22 protein-coding genes are annotated in these 21,387 nt (G+C 36.7%); 4 read left to right on the plus strand and 18 right to left on the minus strand.

What is annotated here, in order from left to right; genetic code table 11:
• Nucleotides 1-58 precede the first annotated feature (58 nt).
• The gene (locus B8967_RS11530; RefSeq protein WP_047487645.1) at nucleotides 59-487 is read left to right on the plus strand and encodes a cold shock domain-containing protein; all 429 of its coding nucleotides are present in this window, start codon (nucleotides 59-61) and stop codon (nucleotides 485-487) included.
• A 201-nt stretch (nucleotides 488-688) separates the two neighbouring features.
• Here B8967_RS11530 and B8967_RS11535 read toward each other — a convergent pair whose 3' ends face one another.
• From B8967_RS11535 to queG, 8 genes are all read right to left on the minus strand, one after another.
• Nucleotides 689-2,140: a TolC family protein gene (locus B8967_RS11535; RefSeq protein ID WP_047487643.1), complete on the minus strand. Its 1,452-nt coding sequence runs from the start codon at nucleotides 2,138-2,140 to the stop codon at nucleotides 689-691.
• A complete protein-coding gene (locus tag B8967_RS11540; protein WP_084086194.1) occupies nucleotides 2,121-5,243 on the minus strand; it encodes an efflux RND transporter permease subunit in 3,123 nt (1,040 codons plus the stop codon). Before B8967_RS11540 ends, B8967_RS11535 begins: the two co-directional genes overlap by 20 nt.
• Nucleotides 5,244-5,271: 28 nt before the next feature.
• Nucleotides 5,272-6,312, minus strand: a complete 1,041-nt coding sequence (locus tag B8967_RS11545) for an efflux RND transporter periplasmic adaptor subunit (RefSeq protein WP_228406135.1) — start codon at nucleotides 6,310-6,312, stop codon at nucleotides 5,272-5,274.
• A 105-nt stretch (nucleotides 6,313-6,417) separates the two neighbouring features.
• Nucleotides 6,418-6,750 (minus strand): hypothetical protein, encoded by a 333-nt coding sequence (locus B8967_RS11550; RefSeq protein ID WP_047487635.1) that lies wholly within the window; start codon nucleotides 6,748-6,750, stop codon nucleotides 6,418-6,420.
• Between the two features lie 236 nt (nucleotides 6,751-6,986).
• On the minus strand, nucleotides 6,987-7,439 hold the full coding sequence (locus B8967_RS11555; RefSeq protein WP_084086196.1) for an SRPBCC family protein: 453 nt from the start codon (nucleotides 7,437-7,439) through the stop codon (nucleotides 6,987-6,989).
• Between the two features lie 10 nt (nucleotides 7,440-7,449).
• Nucleotides 7,450-8,097: a murein L,D-transpeptidase catalytic domain-containing protein gene (locus tag B8967_RS11560; protein WP_084086197.1), complete on the minus strand. Its 648-nt coding sequence runs from the start codon at nucleotides 8,095-8,097 to the stop codon at nucleotides 7,450-7,452.
• 1 nt (nucleotide 8,098) lies between these two features.
• Nucleotides 8,099-8,746 carry a TIGR02117 family protein gene (locus B8967_RS11565; RefSeq protein ID WP_410493784.1) on the minus strand — a complete coding sequence of 216 codons (648 nt, stop codon included), beginning with the start codon at nucleotides 8,744-8,746 and terminating at the stop codon, nucleotides 8,099-8,101.
• Between the two features lie 386 nt (nucleotides 8,747-9,132).
• Nucleotides 9,133-10,077, minus strand: coding sequence for a tRNA epoxyqueuosine(34) reductase QueG (gene queG, locus B8967_RS11570; RefSeq protein WP_084086199.1), 945 nt, complete (start codon nucleotides 10,075-10,077; stop codon nucleotides 9,133-9,135).
• 172 nt (nucleotides 10,078-10,249) lie between these two features.
• Here queG and B8967_RS11575 point away from each other — a divergent pair, with 172 nt between their 5' ends.
• Together B8967_RS11575 and B8967_RS11580 are read left to right on the plus strand one after the other, a co-directional pair.
• Nucleotides 10,250-10,549, plus strand: a complete 300-nt coding sequence (locus tag B8967_RS11575) for a rhodanese-like domain-containing protein (RefSeq protein ID WP_047487614.1) — start codon at nucleotides 10,250-10,252, stop codon at nucleotides 10,547-10,549.
• Nucleotides 10,550-10,578: 29 nt separating this feature from the next.
• On the plus strand, nucleotides 10,579-11,196 hold the full coding sequence (locus B8967_RS11580) for an HD domain-containing protein (RefSeq protein ID WP_084086200.1): 618 nt from the start codon (nucleotides 10,579-10,581) through the stop codon (nucleotides 11,194-11,196).
• Nucleotides 11,197-11,207: 11 nt separating this feature from the next.
• On the opposite strand, the gene B8967_RS11585 is transcribed toward B8967_RS11580, so the two are convergent.
• On the minus strand, nucleotides 11,208-11,981 hold the full coding sequence (locus B8967_RS11585; RefSeq protein ID WP_084086201.1) for an alpha/beta fold hydrolase: 774 nt from the start codon (nucleotides 11,979-11,981) through the stop codon (nucleotides 11,208-11,210).
• A gap of 379 nt (nucleotides 11,982-12,360) precedes the next feature.
• Between B8967_RS11585 and B8967_RS11590 the strand changes: the two genes are divergently transcribed.
• Nucleotides 12,361-12,978 carry a hypothetical protein gene (locus B8967_RS11590; protein WP_084086202.1) on the plus strand — a complete coding sequence of 206 codons (618 nt, stop codon included), beginning with the start codon at nucleotides 12,361-12,363 and terminating at the stop codon, nucleotides 12,976-12,978.
• An 85-nt stretch (nucleotides 12,979-13,063) separates the two neighbouring features.
• Here the strand turns inward: B8967_RS11590 and B8967_RS11595 are convergent, their stop codons facing one another.
• The 9 genes from B8967_RS11595 to B8967_RS11635 form a co-directional block, all read right to left on the minus strand.
• Entirely contained in the window at nucleotides 13,064-14,053 is a 990-nt protein-coding gene (locus tag B8967_RS11595) for an NAD(P)H-dependent flavin oxidoreductase (protein ID WP_228406138.1), read from the minus strand.
• Between the two features lie 73 nt (nucleotides 14,054-14,126).
• The gene (locus B8967_RS11600) at nucleotides 14,127-14,624 is read right to left on the minus strand and encodes a hypothetical protein (protein ID WP_084086203.1); all 498 of its coding nucleotides are present in this window, start codon (nucleotides 14,622-14,624) and stop codon (nucleotides 14,127-14,129) included.
• Between the two features lie 141 nt (nucleotides 14,625-14,765).
• Nucleotides 14,766-16,133, minus strand: coding sequence for a peptidylprolyl isomerase (locus tag B8967_RS11605; protein WP_047487601.1), 1,368 nt, complete (start codon nucleotides 16,131-16,133; stop codon nucleotides 14,766-14,768).
• Between the two features lie 87 nt (nucleotides 16,134-16,220).
• On the minus strand, nucleotides 16,221-17,144 hold the full coding sequence (locus B8967_RS11610) for a PfkB family carbohydrate kinase (RefSeq protein WP_047487598.1): 924 nt from the start codon (nucleotides 17,142-17,144) through the stop codon (nucleotides 16,221-16,223).
• 27 nt (nucleotides 17,145-17,171) lie between these two features.
• Entirely contained in the window at nucleotides 17,172-17,729 is a 558-nt protein-coding gene (gene gldD, locus B8967_RS11615) for a gliding motility lipoprotein GldD (protein WP_084086204.1), read from the minus strand.
• Nucleotides 17,730-17,773: 44 nt separating this feature from the next.
• The gene (gene mutY, locus B8967_RS11620) at nucleotides 17,774-18,808 is read right to left on the minus strand and encodes an A/G-specific adenine glycosylase (protein WP_084086205.1); all 1,035 of its coding nucleotides are present in this window, start codon (nucleotides 18,806-18,808) and stop codon (nucleotides 17,774-17,776) included.
• Nucleotides 18,809-18,890: 82 nt separating this feature from the next.
• A complete protein-coding gene (locus B8967_RS11625) occupies nucleotides 18,891-19,352 on the minus strand; it encodes a hypothetical protein (protein ID WP_084086206.1) in 462 nt (153 codons plus the stop codon).
• Nucleotides 19,353-19,431: 79 nt separating this feature from the next.
• Nucleotides 19,432-20,793: a DUF5458 family protein gene (locus tag B8967_RS11630; RefSeq protein WP_047487587.1), complete on the minus strand. Its 1,362-nt coding sequence runs from the start codon at nucleotides 20,791-20,793 to the stop codon at nucleotides 19,432-19,434.
• 21 nt (nucleotides 20,794-20,814) lie between these two features.
• Entirely contained in the window at nucleotides 20,815-21,261 is a 447-nt protein-coding gene (locus B8967_RS11635; RefSeq protein WP_047487911.1) for a type VI secretion system contractile sheath small subunit, read from the minus strand.
• Nucleotides 21,262-21,387: the final 126 nt, after the last annotated feature.

The raw sequence follows: 21,387 nt of genomic DNA on the forward strand, positions 1-21,387 counted from the left end.
AAGCTAAATACACTGAATCAATAACAATATATTAGAAACTAAATACTAAAAATAATTTATGGCAGATTCTTTTTCTAAAAAGGAAAATTTCAAGAAAAAAATTCAAAAGCAAAAAGAAAAAGCGTTGAGACGCGAAGAGCGTAAAACGAACAACAACAAAGGAAAGGATATGGAGGATGTATTCATGTATGTAGATGAATTCGGAAGATTAACTTCTACTCCACCTGAAGAAAGACAGGAGGTAAACCTTGAAGAAATTCAGTTAGGGGCAGCTCCGATTATTGAAGAAGATATCCGTAAAACAGGAATCATCACATTCCACAGTGAAAAAGGATATGGCTTCATTACTGAAGACAATTCAAAAGAAAATATTTTCTTCCACAACAACAACTGTACAGAGCTTGTAAAAAAAGGAAACAAAGTATCTTTTGAAAAAGAAAAATCACCAAAAGGTTTTTCTGCAGTCAATATCCAAGTGATCAAATAATTACAACGATCTTATAAAAATAAAAGCCACCTCAAAAAGGTGGCTTTCTTCATCGTAAAAAATAAAAATGGGCCAGTTTTTCAAACCGGCAAAATTGTTTTTGTTTTAAAACCATTAAGAAACAGGGCTGCTAAAAAATAAGATCTTCAAAAGATACTCTAAGGAGAACAGCATTGCCTCTTAATGGCTACTATTATAAAATCAGTCCAGTTTGCCTCCTAATGCTTTAAACAGTAAAACATTATTTCTGGTATTCTGATGCTGAAACTGCAGCAGGTCAAGCTCTGCGGTCAATTTACTTTTCTGGGAATTGATCAGTTCAAAATAATTGGCATATCCTGTTAAATACAGATCATTGGAGACTTCCACCCCTCTGTCCAGAAATCCAACTTCTTCTGACTTCAGTTTCAAAACCCTTTCGTAGATTTTTGTTTGCTTTAAAATAGACTGAAGTTCGTTAAATGCAGTAGTAATACTCTTCTGATAGTTAAGAAAGGCTATTTCCTGCTCTGTATTGGCTATTTTAAATTCATATTTCAGCTGTCCTTTATTAAAAACAGGAACCATTAATCCTCCCAGTAATTGTCCGGCTAATGAACTTGGTTTAAATAAAGTCTCTACAGAAAAAGAGTTAAGTCCGAAACCTGCTCCGAGATCAATTTTAGGATAAAAAGCGGCTCTTGCTGCCTTGGCATCTGCCTGAGAAGCTTCCAATACATAATAATTGGCAGCTACATCCGGTCTGGAATGAACTACACCTTCCACATTAATGGTTTTATTTAAAATATCCATATTGGTAGGCATCAGCATTTTTCCCCGCTTCACATCTCCTCCATAGCTCCCTGTCAGTGTGGTAATGGCCTGTTCCACAGTTACAATCTCTACTCTTATATGTTCTATTTCTGCCAGCCAGTTGTTATTCTGAGCTTTAAATTGCTGTACCGCAAGTTCTGTGGCCTTTCCCACTTCCCTTTGTGCCAAAACAATTTCAAAGGCCCTCTGCTGGAGCTTATAGTTTTTTTGATAAATAGCCAGACGATTGTCTAAGGTCACCAGCTGATAATACAGGTTGGCAATATCTGTAAAAAGCTCTACCTGCAGCAGCCTGAGCCCTTCTGTAGAAGCCAGGTATTTCTTTTGGGCAGCAATTTTTCTGTTTTTAAGCTTTCCCCAGGCATCAATTTCCCAGCTGCTTCTTGCTCCCAGCCAATAATTAGGAGTGAAGTTTCTATTAATTTTCTGCTCTTCAGTAATATTGGGAGAAAGATTGGTATCGTAATTTCCTACTCCCTCCATTGTGTATTTTCCATAGCGGTTCCCCGAAGCTTCAGCACCTACATCAAGAGAAGGTAAAAGATCCATCTTGGACCGCTGCAGAAAACTGTTCGCAATTTCTACCCTTTGCTGGGCAATCTGAAAATCAGGATTAGCCTGTACTACTTGATCAAAAAGTTCCAACAAAAGGGGATCTGAAAAATAAGCTTTCAGATTAATCTGCTGGAATTCATCTACATTTTCTTTTTTTCCTGTCTTTATTACTTCTTCAGGCAGTGTCTTTGCCTTTTTCAACGTGGCAACTTTTGGAACCGCACATGAAACCATGCTCAATAAAGTAATTCCGTAAAATATATTTCTATGGTTTAATCTTCTCATCTTTCTTCTTATTTTCAAGTTTTGCAAAGAATATATACAGCCCCGGAATAACAACCAATCCGAAAATAGTTCCGATCAGCATTCCTCCTGCCGCAGCCGTACCAATGGAACGGTTTCCTATTGCCCCTGCTCCGGAAGCAATACAAAGCGGAATAAGTCCTGCTACAAAAGCAAAGGAAGTCATCAGAATGGGCCTCAAACGCTGTCTTGCTCCTTCAATAGCAGCCGGGATAATATCAAAGCCCTGTTTATTTCTTGCCACCGCAAATTCTACGATAAGAATTGCATTTTTAGCTAAAAGCCCGATCAGCATGACTAAAGCTACCTGTGCATAAATATTATTATCCAGCCCAGCTAGTACCAATGCGAAATAGGATCCAAAAATCCCTGTAGGCAAGCTTAACAGCACCGGCATCGGAAGAAGGAAACTTTCATATTGTGCAGCTAAGAGAAGATATACAAACAACAGACAGATCAGGAAGATATACACGGTTTGGTTTCCGGACAAAATTTCTTCTCTTGTCATCCCCGACCATTCTATATCAAATCCTCTCGGAAGGCTTTCTTTAGCCACCCGTTCTACAGCTGCAATTGCATCTCCTGAGCTGTAGCCATCTGCAGGTTCTCCGTTAATCATTGCAGACATATACATATTGTACCTTGTCAACACTTCGGGACCATATACTTTTTCCATGGTAATAAATGTTGAAAAAGGAACCATTTCACCTTTATCATTCTTCAGATAGAGATTCAGAATACTTTCAGGAGTATCCCTATGTTCCGGGCTTGCCTGCACCATCACTTTATACATCTGGCTGAAGCGGATAAAATTGGTGGCATAATAAGATCCAAGCATCGTCTGTAAAGTGGACATAGCATTATCTACGGAAATTCCTTTTTTAGCTGCCATATCATAATCGATATTGATCATATATTGCGGGAAAGTAGCATCAAAGCTGGTAAAGCTATTTTGTAGTTCCGGGGCAGTATTCAGTTTTTTGACAAAATCTTTCGTAATTTTATCTGTATTCTCAATAGTTCCACCGGTTCTGTCCAGTAAACGCAATTCAAAACCGCTTGTATTTCCAAATCCAGGAACTGTAGGTGGTGCAAAGATTTCAATCTGTGCATCTGCGATAGACTTTGTTTTTTCAGAAAGCTCCGTGATCAGATCATTCACTGAAATATCTCTTTCTTTCCAGTCTTTAAGGTTAATCATCGCCATTCCGTAGGATGAACCGGCAATTTCCGTTACAATACTGTATCCGGCAAGCGTTGTTACGTTTTCTACACCTTTTATTTTCTTTGCAATAATCGTTACTTCATCCAATACTTTTTCCGTTCTTTCTACTGTTGCACCCTGGGGGGTGGTAACACTCACATACACCATTCCCTGGTCTTCCATAGGGATAAAACCGGTGGGAAGAAACTTACTGGTTACAAAGGTAAGCCCGATGAACAGGAATAATAATCCAAAGGTTACTGTAGTTCTCGTTGCAAATTTTGATAAAATGCCTACATAACCGTTTGTCAACCGGTCAAAACCTGTATTAAAGCTTTGGAAAAGCCTGTCAATCACGTTTTTTTTCTTATTATGGTCATGTGGTTTCAAAATAATAGCACAAAGTGCCGGAGTAAGCGTTAGTGCATTCACCCCAGAAATAACAATACTGATGGCCAGAGTTAATGAAAACTGGCGGTAGAATACACCAACCGGACCGTCAAGAAATGCAACAGGAATAAATACGGCAGACATTACAATTGTAATGGCAACTACTGCCCCCGCAATTTCTTTTGTAGCACTTACCGTAGCATCCATGGCATTCATTCCCTCCTCCATTTTAACATGGACGGCTTCTACTACGACGATTGCATTATCCACCACAATACCAATCGCAAGAACCAAAGCAAATAACGTCAGCAGGTTTACCGAGAAATCCAGCATATTCATGAACGCAAAAGTTCCTACAAGTGCTACAGGAACGGCTAATACCGGAATCAGTGTTGAACGCCAGTCCTGAAGGAAAATAAATACAACAATTCCTACCAGAATAAAGGCTTCAATAAGGGTTGTCAGTACCGCACTAATGGAGGCATCCAGGAATCTGGAAACATCATATGCCATATTATATTCCATTCCCGGAGGGAAAGAGGAAACTTTCAGTTCTTCCATTTTGGCCTTTACACTCTCAATGACTTCAGAGGCATTGGAACCGGGACGCTGCTTCATCATAATAGAGGCGGAAGGTCTTCCGTCTGTTTTGGAAACCATTCCGTAATTCATGGCCCCAAATTCTACTTTAGCAATATCTTTAAGCTTCAAAATAGTTCCGTCTACATCAGATCTGATAGGAACTTCTTCGTATTGCTTGGGTTCAAAAAATTTACCTTTATACTTAATTACATACTGAAGCTGACTGGACGTTTTTCCTGACGTTTCCCCCACTTTTCCGGGAGCCGCAGAAATATTCTGTTTCTGTAATGAATTTATCACTTCATCTGCTGAAATACTGTACGCTGCCATCTTTTGCGGATCCAGCCATACTCTCATCGAATATTCTTTCTGTCCCATAATCTCTGCACGTCCTACTCCATCAATACGTTTCAATTCCTGAAGAACATTGATATCTGTAAAGTTGTAGATAAACTGCTCGTCCTGGCTTGGATCTGTACTTGTAATGTTGAGGTACATCAGCATACTGTTCACTTCTTTTTCAGTGGTTACACCAGCTCTGATCACCTCTTCAGGAAGTTCATCGAGGATTGTTGTCACCCTGTTCTGAACATTCACTGCAGCCACATCGGGATCTGTTCCCACTTCAAAGAATACCTGGATCAGGGTAAGACCATCATTGGATGTTACTGTAGACATATACGTCATTCCCGGAACTCCGTTGATGGCACGTTCCAGCGGAAGAGCAACAGCATTGGCTGATACCTCGGCATTAGCCCCGGTATATTTCGCGGTTACAGTAACAGAAGGAGGTACAATGTCCGGAAACTGGGTAATGGGCATTTTCATCAGGGCCATAATTCCCAGGAGGACAAATAATATGGAAATAACCAACGAAAGAACCTTTCGTCTTATAAACATTTCTACCATTGTTAGTTGATTTAAAGATTACGAAAGGTTAATACTTCTTTTTAATTTTGATTATATCACCGTCTTTTAAAGACTGTGTACCCTCATAAATAATTAAATCACCCTTTTTAAGACCACTTTCTACCAAATAAGAATCTCTCAGGGTAGTTCCAATCTTAATATTGGTCATCTTTACTTTATTGTGTTTATCCACCACAAAAACATACATCTTATCCTGAATGGAGAATGTTGATTTTTGAGGAATCAAAACGGCATTTCCCTGATGTTCGGAAATAATCAGCTTTCCGGAAGTACCATGTTTGATCAAGCGGTCAGGATTGGGAAATAATACTTTATACCGTATGGAACCTGTCGTTCTGTCTATTTCTCCTTCGGCGGTTTTTAGTGCTCCGTTAAACTGGTAGTTAACGCCATTGGGCAGTGTCAGTTCAATTTTCTGATGGCTTCCTATCTTATCATTAGCTAAAAGCTCAAAATATAAGTTTTCAGGGATTGAAAAGTAAGCATACACCTCATTAAGCTGAGATAAAGTGGTTAATAAAGTCCCATTTTCCACGAGGCTTCCATCTTTAAGGGGAATAACATCAATGACTCCGTCAAAAGGAGCTGTGATTTTTGTAAAGCTTATTTTTTGCAGAACAGTCCTTTTTTCAGCATCAGCAAAGGCATGCTTAGCTTTAGCGGATGATAATTTTGCCTTTACCATCTCCAGCTCGTTGCTGGCCACAAATTTCTTAGCATACAGACTCTGGATCTGTTTCAGTTCCACTTCCACAATACGAACATCGGCTTCGGTTTGTTTTAAGGCCGCATTTGCCTTTAAAAGCTCCATCTGAAGTTCGGCATCATTGATTTTGAATAAAGCCTGTCCCTGGTGCACAAACTGTCCTTCATTGACATATATATGCTGTATGATCCCTCCAATCCTGGAACGCATTTCTACATTCTTCTTAGCTTGGATGTCAGTGACAAACTGATTGCTCACCAGGGTATCTTTTTCTTTGATTTCAAGAACAGGAACTTCCTTCTCGTTTTGGTTGTTTTTTTTCTTGTCTTTACTGCATGACACAGCGAATAATATTGCAAAAGTGCAAATTATTACGTTTTTAAAATACATTGTAACATGTTTTAGTTATAAAATTTCGATAAATAAACTGAATTTCAACAACTTACATTAATACAATTGGAGGAGATGGAGAAAAGACTTAACCCCACAGATAATAGAGACTGCAATATTGGGAAGTGTAATTTTCGGGCTCAGTTTTAAGATGGCTGAAAAGTCACCTGCCGTGCAGTCATTTTTAGGTGCTGAATGTTTTATGATTTTCGAGGCAGCAGCTAATGCGTGGGTATTCATATCAGCATCCTCAAAAACATCTAATAGATAGATATTACTGACATGGGGTACATGAGGAATATTTTGCAAGGAATTTTCTACCCAATTCGAATTGAAAAGGGTAAAAACCAGCATAATATAAAAAATGATAAATGACTTCAGACCTGCCATGTCAAAGAGAACGCTTTGTTTTTTAGTAAAAACGATAGTGGCGCAAAAGTACGAATTTTAGATGGAGTTCAGGCCGTTTCAAATGTTAAAAAAACTTAAACAATCAAGAAAAATGAATGTTTTCAACCATGATGTCGAGATTCCTTCGGAATGGCAAAGGGTACTTATAGCTCCGTTTTTCTGCCTGCCATTCCACAGGCCACTTTCCGATATCCTATCAAGATCTGACGGATAGTTTAAAACAGCCTGCTCAGTACCCGGAAACGGTAATCAAAAATATACTCCAGTTTCTTTCTGACAAAAAGACGGTGGGCTATTTCTCCAAGAAATCCTGCAGGAAGTTCATAATCTATCGTATCCCTCATTAAAACACCTTCATCATTCGGAATAAACTCATGATGGTGATTCCATAATCTATACGGTCCTTTTTTCTGAAAATCAGTAAAGCTTTTCTGAAAATCCACATGGGTAATCTCTGTCTGCCATTTCATCTTAATCCCAAATAATGGGGAAACATAGTAATCTATGAGCATTCCTTTATAAATTTCATCATCTTCCAGTTCTGTCAGGACAGTAAATCCCATATCTTTTGGAGTGATTTCGGAAAGGTTATTGGCGGAGGAAAAGAATTTCCATGCCGTTTCTAGATCGCAGTTTAATTGCTGTTCTCGGAAAAGTCTATATTTCATCTTACTTCTTTTAATTATAAATCCACATCAGAACAGGTTTCTTAGTGCTCTGAATCATTGGATCAATTTTTCTCATAGCATTATTTGAAATGGTGGGACAGCCCCATCCTTCCGGTGATCCTTTAGGAAAAACTTCTTCATCGCTCATCAGATCCCAGGAATGAAAAACGATAAACCTTTTCAATGCATTAGTATTAGTATCCTCGAGGCCATGCATCAGGTATTTTATGTTGACACCCCATTCGCTGTATCCTCTTCCTTCCAACCTGTATTTCCCCAGAGATGAAAGATGGCTTCCATCTTCATTGCTGAATTCCGGGCGGTCTCTTGAATCATCTTTACTCCATGCATTTATACCACAACCATGCCCTACGAGATATTTCCCTGAAATAGTTTTGTTTTTAAAATCCCAGACAAAGAAACGTTTAATTCCTGAATGAAGACTCATGTCTATAAGGATACAAAAATCGGTACTGAGATTTCTTGAGGTACAGAACGCTAAAGCTTCTTCAGCTTTTATTTTTATTTTAGAAAGATCTGCTTCTGGTCTTTTCTCACTCGTTACCACAGCATTTCCTGTCTTATAACTGTTTATTTCCTTCTCCTTGACACAGGAAGAAAGCACAGGTAATAAAAAGAAAAGAAAAAACCTTCTCATTTTATTTGTAGTGTTGGAAAATTCCAAAATCAGAAGGAGTCCACAGGGCCGCTTTTTGTCCGGCAGCTTTTAAAGCGTCATTAGTCCAGGTATTGCAGGTATACAGGAAACTGTATGTACCTCTGGCATCATAGAAAGCATCATTATCTCCATACACAGCATTGGTAGGAATCACCATAAAATTGCCATTCTGATCTCTGTCGAATTTATCTTCTACAAATTTCACCAGCCTTGTATATTGGCTTCTGCTGATCATAATCATTTTACAGTCGTCCCCTTCTTTCATTGTGGTATAATAAGTACAATGCATTGCTGAATCGCTTAACCAGAATGCGGCTTTCACAGCAGTAGAAAACTTCAGGTCAGCCCATGTGGGGGTATCCAGGTAAAAACCTTTATCTCCCCATCCTATACCTATATAATTATAGTCTGTTTTCTTTGATTTCAGATTGGCAAAAGGAATCTTCAGGCTCCAATCCTGCAGGTCATTTTTTACGGGCATTACAATATCTGTGTGCACTCCGTTGGTATAAATATAAATGGGAATATCTTTCTTTTCACCATCATCTTTTGCTGAGACAGAGATAAAGGGGATCAATAAGCCAAGAAGGACATATATGATCACGATTCCTACAATTATTCCCAACATTTTTAAGATATATAATACTATAATTTTCACGGTCATGTTTTAATAAAATTTAATCTGTAATTTTTAGTAAAAGTATTTGTTTTAATCGAAAAAATGACTATATTTAGTTACGAAATATTCACAAATATGCGTAAAAATACCAAGTCTCAGAAAAGATTTAAAGTAAGAGTAAAAACAGCTCCAAAAAGAATACAAAAAAAACGTTGATTTTCGGTGAGATTTAATCTCCTGAGAGTCAATTTTTCTTTTTAGGAAAGGTTTTTAAGAAACTTATTCTACCAAATCTTAACCTCCTTAAAGCGGAAATTTTAAGGAATGGTCGATTATCAGCTTTAGTTTGGAACTCCAAAAAATTCCAAAGAAGGAGTTGTCACCAAAAGTTCCGGCTAAAATAGATCTGAAGACCTCTCCAAAAACTCAATATTTCTCTTTAAACCGGCAAATTTGGTTCTTTTCACCGGTGATTTTTTAAAGATCTCAGAGAAAATTTCCTGAGTTAACTCTTTCCATTCCCCTTTTTTAAAATTTTTCAGGGCTTCATTAGGGGTAAATCTACTTTGTTTATTGGGTGCTGAGAATCGGTTCCAGGGACATACATCCTGGCAGATATCACAACCGAACATCCAGTTTTCCATTTTATCCTGAAAGTAATCCGGAATTTCATTTTTCAGCTCTATGGTAGCATAGGAAATACAGCGGCTTCCGTCAATGATCTTTTCGGAAACAATAGCATCTGTAGGACATGCATCAATACATTTCCGGCAGGTTCCGCAATGATCGGTTGTTTCATGATCGGAAATAAGCTCCAGGTCGCAGATAATTTCTGCAAGAAAATAGAAAGAACCATTTTGTCTGGTGATCAGATTAGCATTTTTCCCTACCCATCCTATTCCGGATTTTCTGGCCCAGCTTCTTTCCATAACCGGTGCTGAATCTACAAAGACCCTGAATCCGAATTCACCGATCTCTTCCTGCAATTCTGCCACCAGTTCACGAAGAATTTCTTTGATGACTTCGTGATAATCCTCTGCATATGCATATTTTGAAATCTTATAATTCTCCAGCACCGAAATTTTTTCTTCGGGAAAATAATTATAAGAAAGTGAAATTACAGATTTAGAGCCTTCTACCAAAAGCCTTGGATCTAATCTCTTATCGAAATGATTTTCCATATACTTCATTTCCCCATTGAAGTTATTCTTAAGCCATTTTTCGAGATGTGCGGCATCTTCCTCTAAAAAATCAGCTTTAGAAATGCCACAATTCTGAAACCCAAAACTTTTGGCTTTGGTTTTTATCAGTTGGGAATATTTTTCGGCTCCGGCATTCATACTTATCACATTGCAAAATTAAGATTATTTTATCAATCTTTCAGTTTTCAGAATGCTTCAGCCAGAAACCCTGGTCTAGCTCTGTTCTGAAAAAATTATGTTTTAATTAAGATTTTTTTCAAAAAAAAATTACGTATTTTCGTTTATAATTTAATGTTTAAAATAAACAACTATGTCTTTAATAGAAGTAATACAATCCGGAAATTATGAGTTGATCGACGTTCGCGAGCCTATGGAGCTTGAAATGGACGGAAATATAGATGGGGCTAAAAATATTCCTCTAGGTGAAGTAGAAGATAGACAGGATGAGGTTTTATCTATCGAAAAACCAGTGATCATATTCTGCAGAAGTGGAAACAGAAGTGGAAAAGCATTAGAATATCTTAACACTCAAGGATTAAAGGATGGCTATAACGGCGGAGGCTGGGCTGAGCTTAAAGCTGTTCTTGAAGCAAATCAGGGAACTTTTTAAAAGTTCCTTTTTTTACCTTTTTACGGATCATGATTCTGCAAGACCGCTTTCTACAACTTTGTATTTTATTTACTGATGATCAGGCTTTAATCCAAAGTCTATGGAAGGAAATTGAAAAAAAATACTCTGAGAAAAGCAGATATTATCACAATCTGTCTCATCTTGAAAATATGTTTCAGGAACTTGAAACGGTAAAACACCATATCTCTGACTTTACCACAGTTTCTTTTTCTGTTTTCTATCACGATATTATTTATGATGCAACCTCCAGGTCTAATGAGGAAAAAAGTGCTGGTACAGCTGAAAAAAGGCTTAAGGAAATCGGTGTACCCCATGATACAATTCTGAAGATTTCAAAACAGATCCTGGCCACTAAATCCCATCAAAGATCTGAAGATGAAGATACCCATTACCTATTGGATGCTGATCTTTCTATCCTTGGAAAAGATCTTGCCACTTACCTGGCCTATACTAAAATGATCCGAAAAGAATATTCTATCTACCCGGATTTTCTCTATAAACCCGGGCGAAAAAAAGTTCTTCAACATTTTCTGGAACTTGAAGACATCTTTAAAACTGAGTATTTTAAAGGCCAATACGAAATACAGTCCAAAAAAAATATCACCGCAGAAATTCAGCTACTGTAATTTTTTAAGCTTTAAAAAAGCTTACGGATATATTCAGCAGATTTTTCAAGAACCAGCTCAGGAACTTCCTTATGTGGAGTATGTCCAATACCCGGAATAATGTATTTCTCACTACTTCCGCTTACCTGGGAAATAGTTTTCTCTACCTGGTCCAGTGTACCATATTCATCGGATTCTCCCTGGATAAATAATAATGGGCAAATTATATCTTTTAAGAGATATTCAATATTCCAGTTTCTGTAATCATCACGTGTCCAGGTTTCTGTCCATGCTTTAAAAAGCATTTCTACTTTATCACCATGGTATTTCTTCAAACGTTCCGGAAGATTTGTCGTTTTATAGGCTTCCCATGCATCATAAACCCCTTTTAAGGTAATATCTTCAACAAAAATATGTCCTGCTTCACAAATTACCGCTTCTACTCTTTTGTGATATTTTGCGGCAGCAATTAAAGCAATTGTTCCACCGTCACTATGCCCGAACAGGATCGCTTTGTCAATATTGAGCTGCACCAACAAATCATTAAGCAGATCTGCTTCCTGTTCCATATAATTAACTGCTCGTTCATGGGTAATCATAGGATATGATTTGCCATAGCCAAGACGGTCGTACACAAGGACATTAGATTGGGTAGCTTCAGACAGTTTAGCAGGAAAATCTCTCCAGAGCACTACTGATCCCAGAGAATCGTGAAGAAAGACAATCGTGGGTCTATTTTCAAAGGAGTTATTGTATTCTATATAAAGATTTTTATCACCAACATTTACTATCGTATTCTGTATCATATTCTTTCGCCAATTCTTTTTACAACGTCAAATCTCTTTTAACGTGTAAAATACTATTATTTCTTGCAAAATTACCAAATAACAGAATAATATGATAGAAAAGCTCCGGATATTCGAAATAATCCAATTTAGAAGTCTGATTTTAATTTTTAAATGCGCTTTTATTCAAATACTTACCTATTTATTAAAAATTTAATATAAAACATAAAAATAATAACAAATCAAAAAAGACACTATTTAGTGTGTTAAATATTTTATAAAGCCGGGAATATATTTAAAACAGGTACATCAATAAGCTAAAAAAGATACATATATCACAAAAACGAGATTATTATACTTATTTTATATTTGCCGCTGTAAAAAATTAATAACAACAAACATGAAAAACGCAGTAAAGATTTCATCTTTAGCTTTATTGGCATTGGTAACCTTTTCCTGTTCTACAGAGAATGACATTGCCACAGAAACACAGCAAACAGCCATGGCAAAATCATCGGTAACCAAGTCTACAGAAAGACTGTCAACGACCAAAACCACAGTTCTAGCTGAAAGCAGCAGATCTTATGGAATGGCAGCAGGAGGTTCTTTGGTTCTTAATTATGGAAATGTAAATCTTCATCTTGATCTTCAGCACGACTGTAACCTAGTATTGTATGCAAGTCCTATTCATTGGGTAGGTCTTCATCCAAATCCAGCAAGATGGGCTTCTAATACGGTACAGTCCGGAAGTAACAATCCTTATTTGTCTGCTCAGGGAGACGGTAATCTGGTATTGTATAAAAATACCCCTTATATTGCTTCAAATTCTTTATGGGCTACCAATACTAATGCAGGAAATGTATCTAATCCACAATTTAAAATACAGATTATTAAGAAGAAGGATCAGATATTTGGAGGGATCAGATATTATGCAACTTTTATTCTGGAAGGTAACAACTCTGAAAGACATGAAATGGCAGTTGTAGAGATCACTGATATTTATGAGATAAACAATTAATAACTCTCTATAAAAAGAGATTGCCTCCTATGAAGGCAATCTCTTTTATTATTTTAAAATAAATACTGAAATATAGTACAGTTAACTATAATATAGGCATTTTGATATTTTCAAATTCCTCCAACAGATGATTAAAAACGGTTTCTACCGGCAATATATCGTCGATTAATGCGGAAACCTGTCCTATTTCTAATTCTCCATCTTCCATATCTCCTTCAAACATTCCTTTTTTTGCTCTGGCTCTTCCTAATGAAGCAATTAAAGCTTCTTTATCTCTACCACTTTGGTAAATAGTTTCCAACTCACCAAAGAACTTATTTTTAACCATTCTTACAGGGGCTAATTCTTTTAAAGTAAGATGTGTATCTCCTTCCTGCAGTTCGGTAATTTTCTTTTTCCAGTTTTCATGTGCACTGGCCTCAGTAGTAGCAGCAAAACGCGACCCGATCTGTACTCCATCTGCTCCTAAAATCATGGCCGCTTTCATTTGTGATCCCAAAGCAATACCTCCGGCAGCGATTAATGGCTTAGAGATATGTTTCCTCACATTAGGGATCAGACAGAACGTTGTCGTTTCATCTCTTCCGTTATGCCCTCCAGCTTCAAAACCTTCCGCAACAATAGCATCTACTCCTGCATCTTCACATTTTACTGCAAATTTGGTAGAGGAAACTACGTGAGCTACTTTTAATCCTTCTTTCTGAAGTGTTTCTGTATACGTTTTCGGGTTTCCTGCTGATGTAAAGACAATTTTCACACCTTCTTCAAGGATAATCTGGATGATCTCTTCAATATTAGGATATAACATCGGAACATTCACCCCAAAAGGCTTGTCTGTGGCTTCTTTGCATTTCCTGATATTTTCTCTCAGGATATCAGGATACATACTTCCTGCACCTATTAACCCCAATCCTCCACAATTGGAAACGGCAGAAGCCAGCCTCCATCCGGAATGCCAGATCATACCGGCCTGAATAATTGGATATTTTATATTAAAAAGCTCTGTAATTCTATTTTGGCTAGCCTGCATGTCATGAAGTTTTTTTGCAGAGTTGAAATCTATAAAATTGCTCATGCGTAAAAATACTAAAAACAACGTTTACCAGGTATCTCAATTGACTAAAAAAGTTATAGAAAACGAAATATTATCATTTCTTATGTGAATCCAAAATATGATCTATAATGGAACTTATCTTTAAAAAATTCTGAACCAGTTCATATACATCTTTTTGTATCCTATCATTTTTTAATTGTATCCAGCCCTGCATTAAGGTAAGTGGTCCATACTGTACACTTACATTAGGCCAGTCTTTATGATACTTCAAAAATTCCGTTCTAAAATCCTGCGCAAAATTTCTACCGGAAACCCTATAGTTTTTTAATTCTCTTACCTTTAGGGCATGGATATTATAATATATTCTATCCTCTTGGATCGCCTTATCATTTACCCATACCGAAAAGAAAATCCTGCCCATTGCATCTAATGGTGACTGATGATCTCCAGACCACTCCGGTTTATATACTTTAAGAGCTACGGATTCCAGAACAATATCTACCGATAGTTTCAATCCTTTACGGTCAAGTTTTACTCCTGGAGTTTCCCCTGCTGCCAAATGGAATTGTTGAAGATAAAAGGCAAAGTCCATACGTTTAGTTTATGTAAAGATATTCAATGTTACGATACAAGTATATAAAGAAAGGTAAATAAGATTTTCCATTCACACCTGTTTCAAGGGATAAAGTTTACTGATAAAAAAAACCTCCAGAGATTCTGAAGGTTTTTGTTTTTATTTTTTAACTGTTGCTTTTTTCCAATTGGATTTAAAATTACAGCTATCATAACGTCCGTTGATGGAGATGAAAATGTTTGGTAATTTAGAACTAACAAATTTTTCAATCATTTCATTCTTCTTCTTATTCAGCGCCATTTGTTTTATTCTGCTAAAGTCTGTTTCCAGTGTAATCTGGTGTGCAGGTATAGCATCTTCCAATTTAATGATCTTAACCGTTTTTCTTTTGTTTTCTTCGTCTTCAAAAGCAGTAGTAATATCACCTTTGTTTAATCCGGCTAGCTCATAGCTGATTGTTCCCGGGATACTTTCTCTTTCAATTTTATCAGAACCGTCTCCTCCCGGAATAACTCCAGCATTAAATTTGGTTCTTTTATCATCAGAAAACTTAAACGCAGCATCTTTAAATGTCATCTTACCATCTATAATAAGACCTCTGATACTATCTAATTTTGCTTTTGCCGTTTTTAGTTCTTCATCTGTAGGAGTAGCCTTTAATAGAATATGTCTTGCGTCATATACTTTTCCGGATTTTTTTAACAACTGAATAATGTGGTATCCGAATTCAGATTCGATAGGATCTGAAATTTCATTTTCCTGAAGGTTTAATGCTGTAGCTTCAAACTGCTTCACCATCTGACCTTTATTGATATTCTTGTATAATCCTCCGTTGGAAGCAGATCCTTCATCTTCAGAATAAATTCTAGCCTGACTTTCGAAAGTTTCTCCACCCAAGATATCCTGCTTAACTTTTTTCAGTCTGTTGATCAGATCTTGTTTATGAGCTTCCGTCAATGCCGGATAAATCATAATCTGAGCTAAGGTTACTTCATCTTTTATCTGTGGCAACTGCATTTTGTACAGGTTATAAAAGTCGGTAACCTCATTAGGTGTTACGTCGGCTTTTTCAGTAATTCTCTGATATTTTGCCTGCCCGTAGTATTGGTCTATATCAATTTTTTCGATAGCATTCTTCATCTCATAAGCATTTCTGAACTTATAAGCTGCAAGCATTGTTTTTTCATCTGGAAATTGAGAAAGCAACTGACGGTATTTTCCATTGGCTTGCTCCTTGATCGCTGCAGAACGGTTTTCAATCAACGTATCTTTTTTTGCCTCGTATACAAGAAGCTTATTGCTGATAAGGTTTTCCAGGAACTCACATTTATCTGTATTAGAAGCTCCCTGCTGCTTTCCATAATTCATTTGCTCAGTTACATCAGATTCCAAAACAATCTCATCACCGATAACAGCAGCAATACCATCCACTAAATCTCCTTGTTTTAGCTGGGCATTCATCATATTTGAAGAGAATATCATTATGAAAATCCCAAGGAGAAAAGTGATTTTTAGTCTATTTGTCATTTTACTATTTTAAACAAGTTGCAAATTTAGAATTCTTAACGAATTTCACTCAATTTTTTATTATAAATATTTCTTAAAAAGACTTATTTACTGCAGTTCAACATCAAATGTTGTTAATTCTTTAAATTGTCTCAATCTCTCAAACATATCCGCTTCTCCAACTTCCTGAATTCTTTCTGTTCCGAATTTTTCTACGGTAAATGAAGCCATTGCAGAACCTACAATTAAAGCAGATTTCATGGTTTCGAAATCCAGTTTCCCTTTTTTAGCAAGATAAGCGGCAAAACCTCCTGCAAAAGTGTCTCCTGCCCCTGTTGGATCGAAAACATCTTCTAACGGAAGTGCAGGAATAGCAAATACTTTATTATCATGGAAAAGTAAAGCTCCGTGCTCTCCTTTTTTGATGATTACATATTCAGGACCCATGGTATGAATTTTCTTAGCTGCTTTTACCAGAGAATATTCTCCTGAAAGCTGTCTTGCTTCTTCATCATTGATTGTGATTACATCTGTTTTAGCAATCATATCCATCAGAATATCCCAAGCGCTGTCCATCCAGAAATTCATGGTATCAAGGATAACAAGTTTAGGACGCTTATTCATTTTTTCAAGTACAGACAACTGAACTCCAGGGTGTAGGTTTCCAAGTAATAAAATTTCTGAATCCTGCATAGAATCCGGAATTTTCGGATCAAAATTTTCCAACACATTCACCTCTGTAGCTAAAGTGTCTCTGGTATTTAAATCATTATGATATTTTCCTGACCAGAAGAAAGTTTTTCCTTCTTTTACAATTTCAATTCCTTCGATGTTTACGTCTCTGTCTGTAAACATATCCAGATGTTCTTGTGGAAAATCTCCTCCTACTACAGAAACGATACCCGATTTAACGCCTAAAATAGATGAAGTGATCCCAATATAAGTGGCTGCTCCACCTAAAATTTTATCCGTTTTACCAAATGGTGTTTCGATTGCATCAAATGCAACACTTCCTACAACTAAAAGTTTCATATATTTTTCAATGTATATTAAAAGTAATTATTTTTTCCATTCAAAAGAGTCCAGCAGGTGCTTCATATCGTTTTTGATATAGTTCACTGCAGGAGCCAGAGAATCCGGTTTCGGTCTCGTATCAAAGTATAAATAAGCAGTCACAAAATGTTTTGTACTGTCTGTGATGTAAAATTGAAGATTGGAAGCACTCTGCCCTTTAAGCTCATAAAAGTTTCCATAGACCTTTTTTTCAGGATACTCAAAAGACTTTGTATCTATAGAACTGGCTTTAACGGTATGTTCATAAACCATTTTTTCGGCTTCCTTGATATGTTCAGCAAAATCATTTTGTATCGGATAATAAGTGACAAAGATTTTGGCTTTCATTTTTGGATAATTAAGATAGTACCAACACGGTTTTTTAGCTGCCGTAATGGAAGCAAAATCAGAATATTCAAAAGTATATGCACAATTGTTTTCAAACTTTTGGTATTTCGGAGTTGGATATTCCAGACGTAATTCTCCGTAAGGTTTCGGAGTAGTGTCTTTTCCACATGAAAGTAAAAGCAGTGATACAAAAATAAAAATGACTTTTTTAATCATTTTGCAAAAGTACAAATTAGATTTCAGATTTCGGAAGACAAATTTCAGTCTTTCAGAGAGTTTTGAATGTAATTTTCCAAAGGCTTAGGAAAGGATTTTTCATGAGAACCCTGAATATCCGTAATGAGGTATTGATTTTCAGCTATAAAAGTATTCCATTCCTTCTCTGAAGATACTGCCACATTGAATATTTCAATACTTAAATTCTTGTGAGTCAGTTTATGGGTAATGGTTTTTGATTGGGTAATAAATGGTTCCATTTCTTCAGGAATAGCTGAAGGAAACTCAAATAATTTTTTCCAGATAAAATCATCTTTTCTCTGACGGATCAGAAATTGTCCGTTTCTATGAACGAAATAATAGGTTAAAGCAAGATCTTCTGTCTTTACCTTCTTCGTTTTCACCGGATAATTGGTAACTTTCTGTAAAGAAAATGCAAGACAGTCTTCATTAATTGGGCATTCTCCGCAAAGGGGATTTTTCGGCTTACAGATCTCGGAACCCAGATCCATCATCGCCTGATTAAAATCGCCGACATTGTCAGGCATCACCAAAGCAGCTAATTCTGAAAAATAGGTAAAAGCTCTGGAATTTGAAATATCAAAATCATCAGCAAAAAGACGGCTTAGCACCCTATAAAAGTTTCCGTCAACCGCAGGCATTTTTCCTCCGAAACAGATGCTTGAAACCGCAGCCGCAGTATATTTACCAATCCCTTTTAAGGTTAAAATATCTTGATACTGAGCTGGAAATACCCCCTGATACTCCTCCATAATCTGTCTGGCAGCTTTATGAATATTAATTGCCCTTGAGTAATAGCCTAATCCCTTCCAGTATAATAAAACCTCGTTTTCGTCAGCTTCTGCCAATGTTTTTACATCGGGAAATCTTTTGATAAAATTATTATAGTGATTTAACCCTTGATTAATTCTTGTCTGTTGAAATACAATCTCACAGATCCAGATTTTATAAGGGTCTTTCGTCTGTCTGAAAGGCAGATCTCTTGCATTATTTTTATACCACTCCAAAAGCCTGTTTCCTACATGAAGAAAGTCTGAGCCTGTTCTAATATTTTCCAAAAACCTTAATCTATTTATACCACGGAAGAAGCGAGAGCTCTTCTGATGAACATTATTTCGAAGCTACAAAGATAGGTTTATTTTATTTTCTCTTCACAGAATAGACCGGAGCTGCTTTCAGCCACTGATATTTAAGGTTCCTGTCTTTTGCAATAAACCGGTACCCCTGAAGGCTTTTCAGGTAAACATACATGGAATCATTATTTTTCAGCTTGAGTCTCTGTGGTGAAAGAAACTGAAATGGATATTCCATAACAGAATCTCTTATTGTTTTCAGTACTTTTCCAGATCTTACTTTATAGATAAAAAAGGGTTTTCCACGGCCTTTTGAACTATCTATCAGCTTTACTTCTGAGCTTGCAATCACCATTTCACTACCATCGAAACATTCATCTTCATTCATAATATAAGCTGTCCCTTCCTGGCGTTCATTGGCAAACATATCGTTTTCATAATTCCCCGGGCTTTGGTATTTTTTTTCACAGCTTACCAAAACTGCCAGTAATAAGACAGGCAGAAGTACCAAGTTCAGTTTTTTATTCATCTTACTATTTATAGGTGTTGGTAGAAAAAAACCGATGAAAAAAATTGCATCGGTTTTTTATTATTTAAAATAAGTTTTTTTATTCCTGAGTATATTCTGCATCCCATTCGTTACCATCATCTCCTTTGTGTCCGTCCAGTTTAATAACGAAACTTTTTGTAGGGAAATAAGGGGTCATACGGATATCAAGCCATACTCTGTCTTTGTTCACTCTGTCCTGTTCGAAACGAACAATCTTGAATTTTTCAATTAACTTATCCGGTCCTTTGATATTGTCTAAGAATGTTACGATCTGTCTTCTCAAATCATCTTCGTTCTTAGCGTTCCAGTTTTCAAAAGCTCTTCTGTTCAGGAAGTCAAGTAGTACTTTAGTTACGTAGTCGAATACACGAACTACGGAATATGTCTGAAGACCGATGTTATCTCCTGTAAACAATGTTTTTGCAGAGAATGCCATGATTTTTCCATATTCATTTACCATCGGTACAAGACCCATTTTTTCTAACTGAGAAATTTCACTTTTCTTCAATTCGAATTTTACAGCGTCTACTTCGTTGATATTACCGTGTTTTTTACCGGCTGCTACCTGAGACATTAAAGTCTTGTGGATTTTTCCTGCCAATGAAGTGGAAGGTGGAAGTTCTACGTTTTCCTCTTCACCTACTTCTTCAGCTTTTCCACGTCCTACCAACCAGTTACAAGTCATAATCACATTACTTCTGTGAAGTTCACCTCCTGTAAGGTTTGCTGAGTGGAATAAATCTACCACGTCATCCGGCTTATCAAGATTAGCAAAGTCTGTAACCATCATTACTTTATTCTCGTTACAGATTTTCGCCCATTTTTCAATTACCTTATTTGATCCTAAATATCCTGGTATTGCAAGAATTGAATAGTTATCTCTAAGGTCTAAACGGTCATAATAATTTTTGAATTCTTCAGAAATGGCATCGATAAATAAAGGATTATCTAAATCCGAAACCTGATCGATACTTGCATTGACAATGCTTACGTTGTCTACTTTGTCCAATTCTGTATTTTTATAGAATTGCGCTACCGTTCTGTAGTTGGTTTCCAACAGACGAACAGCATCAAGTGTATTTTTTAAGTTTGTCTTTAAATTCTGATCGGCCTGCTGTGCTTTACTTTTGCACGTTTCAGCCATTTTATCTGCAGATTCGTTTCCTTCCAACAGACTCACCCAAAGGTTGATTTTCTGAAGAAGCTCTTTTCTTTCATCTGCTTTATTGCTATCGGTAAGGAAGATTTCCTTTCTTGCCTTTCTTGTAGGGTTCATATTGGCGACTCCGTCTACAACGGATTCAACAAAGCCAAAACCTCCCATTTTATTGAGCTCTGCAAGTGGGTTACCTTTCGGTTGCCCTGCGTGTTGCTGCTGCCCTTGCTGCTGGCTTTCTTGCGCCTGTAATTTGCTATCCATGATTTAATGTAAAGTCTTTAATTATTTTTCAAGTTCTTGTGCTACGTCTTTCAATACTTCGATGAACGCAGCTCTTGTCTGATCATTCTCCAGCATATTTCGTAGTATTTTATTTGTTTTCAGCTGACGTACGATTTTGTTGTACTGCTCCTGCTCCATGCTCAGCTGCTGCAGATAATCTGATTTCTGAGTAAGGCTTTTAGGAGTAAAGTCGCCAAGATTTTGAAAGCGGAATTCTTCTTCTACCACACTTCCATCTTCTGTTTCATGCTGTACAGCTACAGAAGGCTGAAAATGTCTGAAAACATCTTCTACGGTTTTTAATCCTGTTACAATTTCAGGGGTATAAGATTCTTCTGTTGTAAGCTGGCTTACTATCAGTGATTTATTTTCCTGTATTTCCTGAATAGCTTCATTAGCGTCTACTTTTACCTCGTTTCCGCCAACACCATAATTAAACATTGCCATATTATTATTATTTTGAGATTTACTATTTTGGTTTGGATCTGTTTCTGAGTAATTTACAGACGTATCAAATAAATTACCAATCCAATGTTTAAATTTAAAAAAAAACTGTAACATACAAAATTTTGT

The organism is Chryseobacterium sp. YR221 (assembly GCF_900176315.1).
Taxonomy (GTDB): domain Bacteria; phylum Bacteroidota; class Bacteroidia; order Flavobacteriales; family Weeksellaceae; genus Chryseobacterium; species Chryseobacterium rhizosphaerae.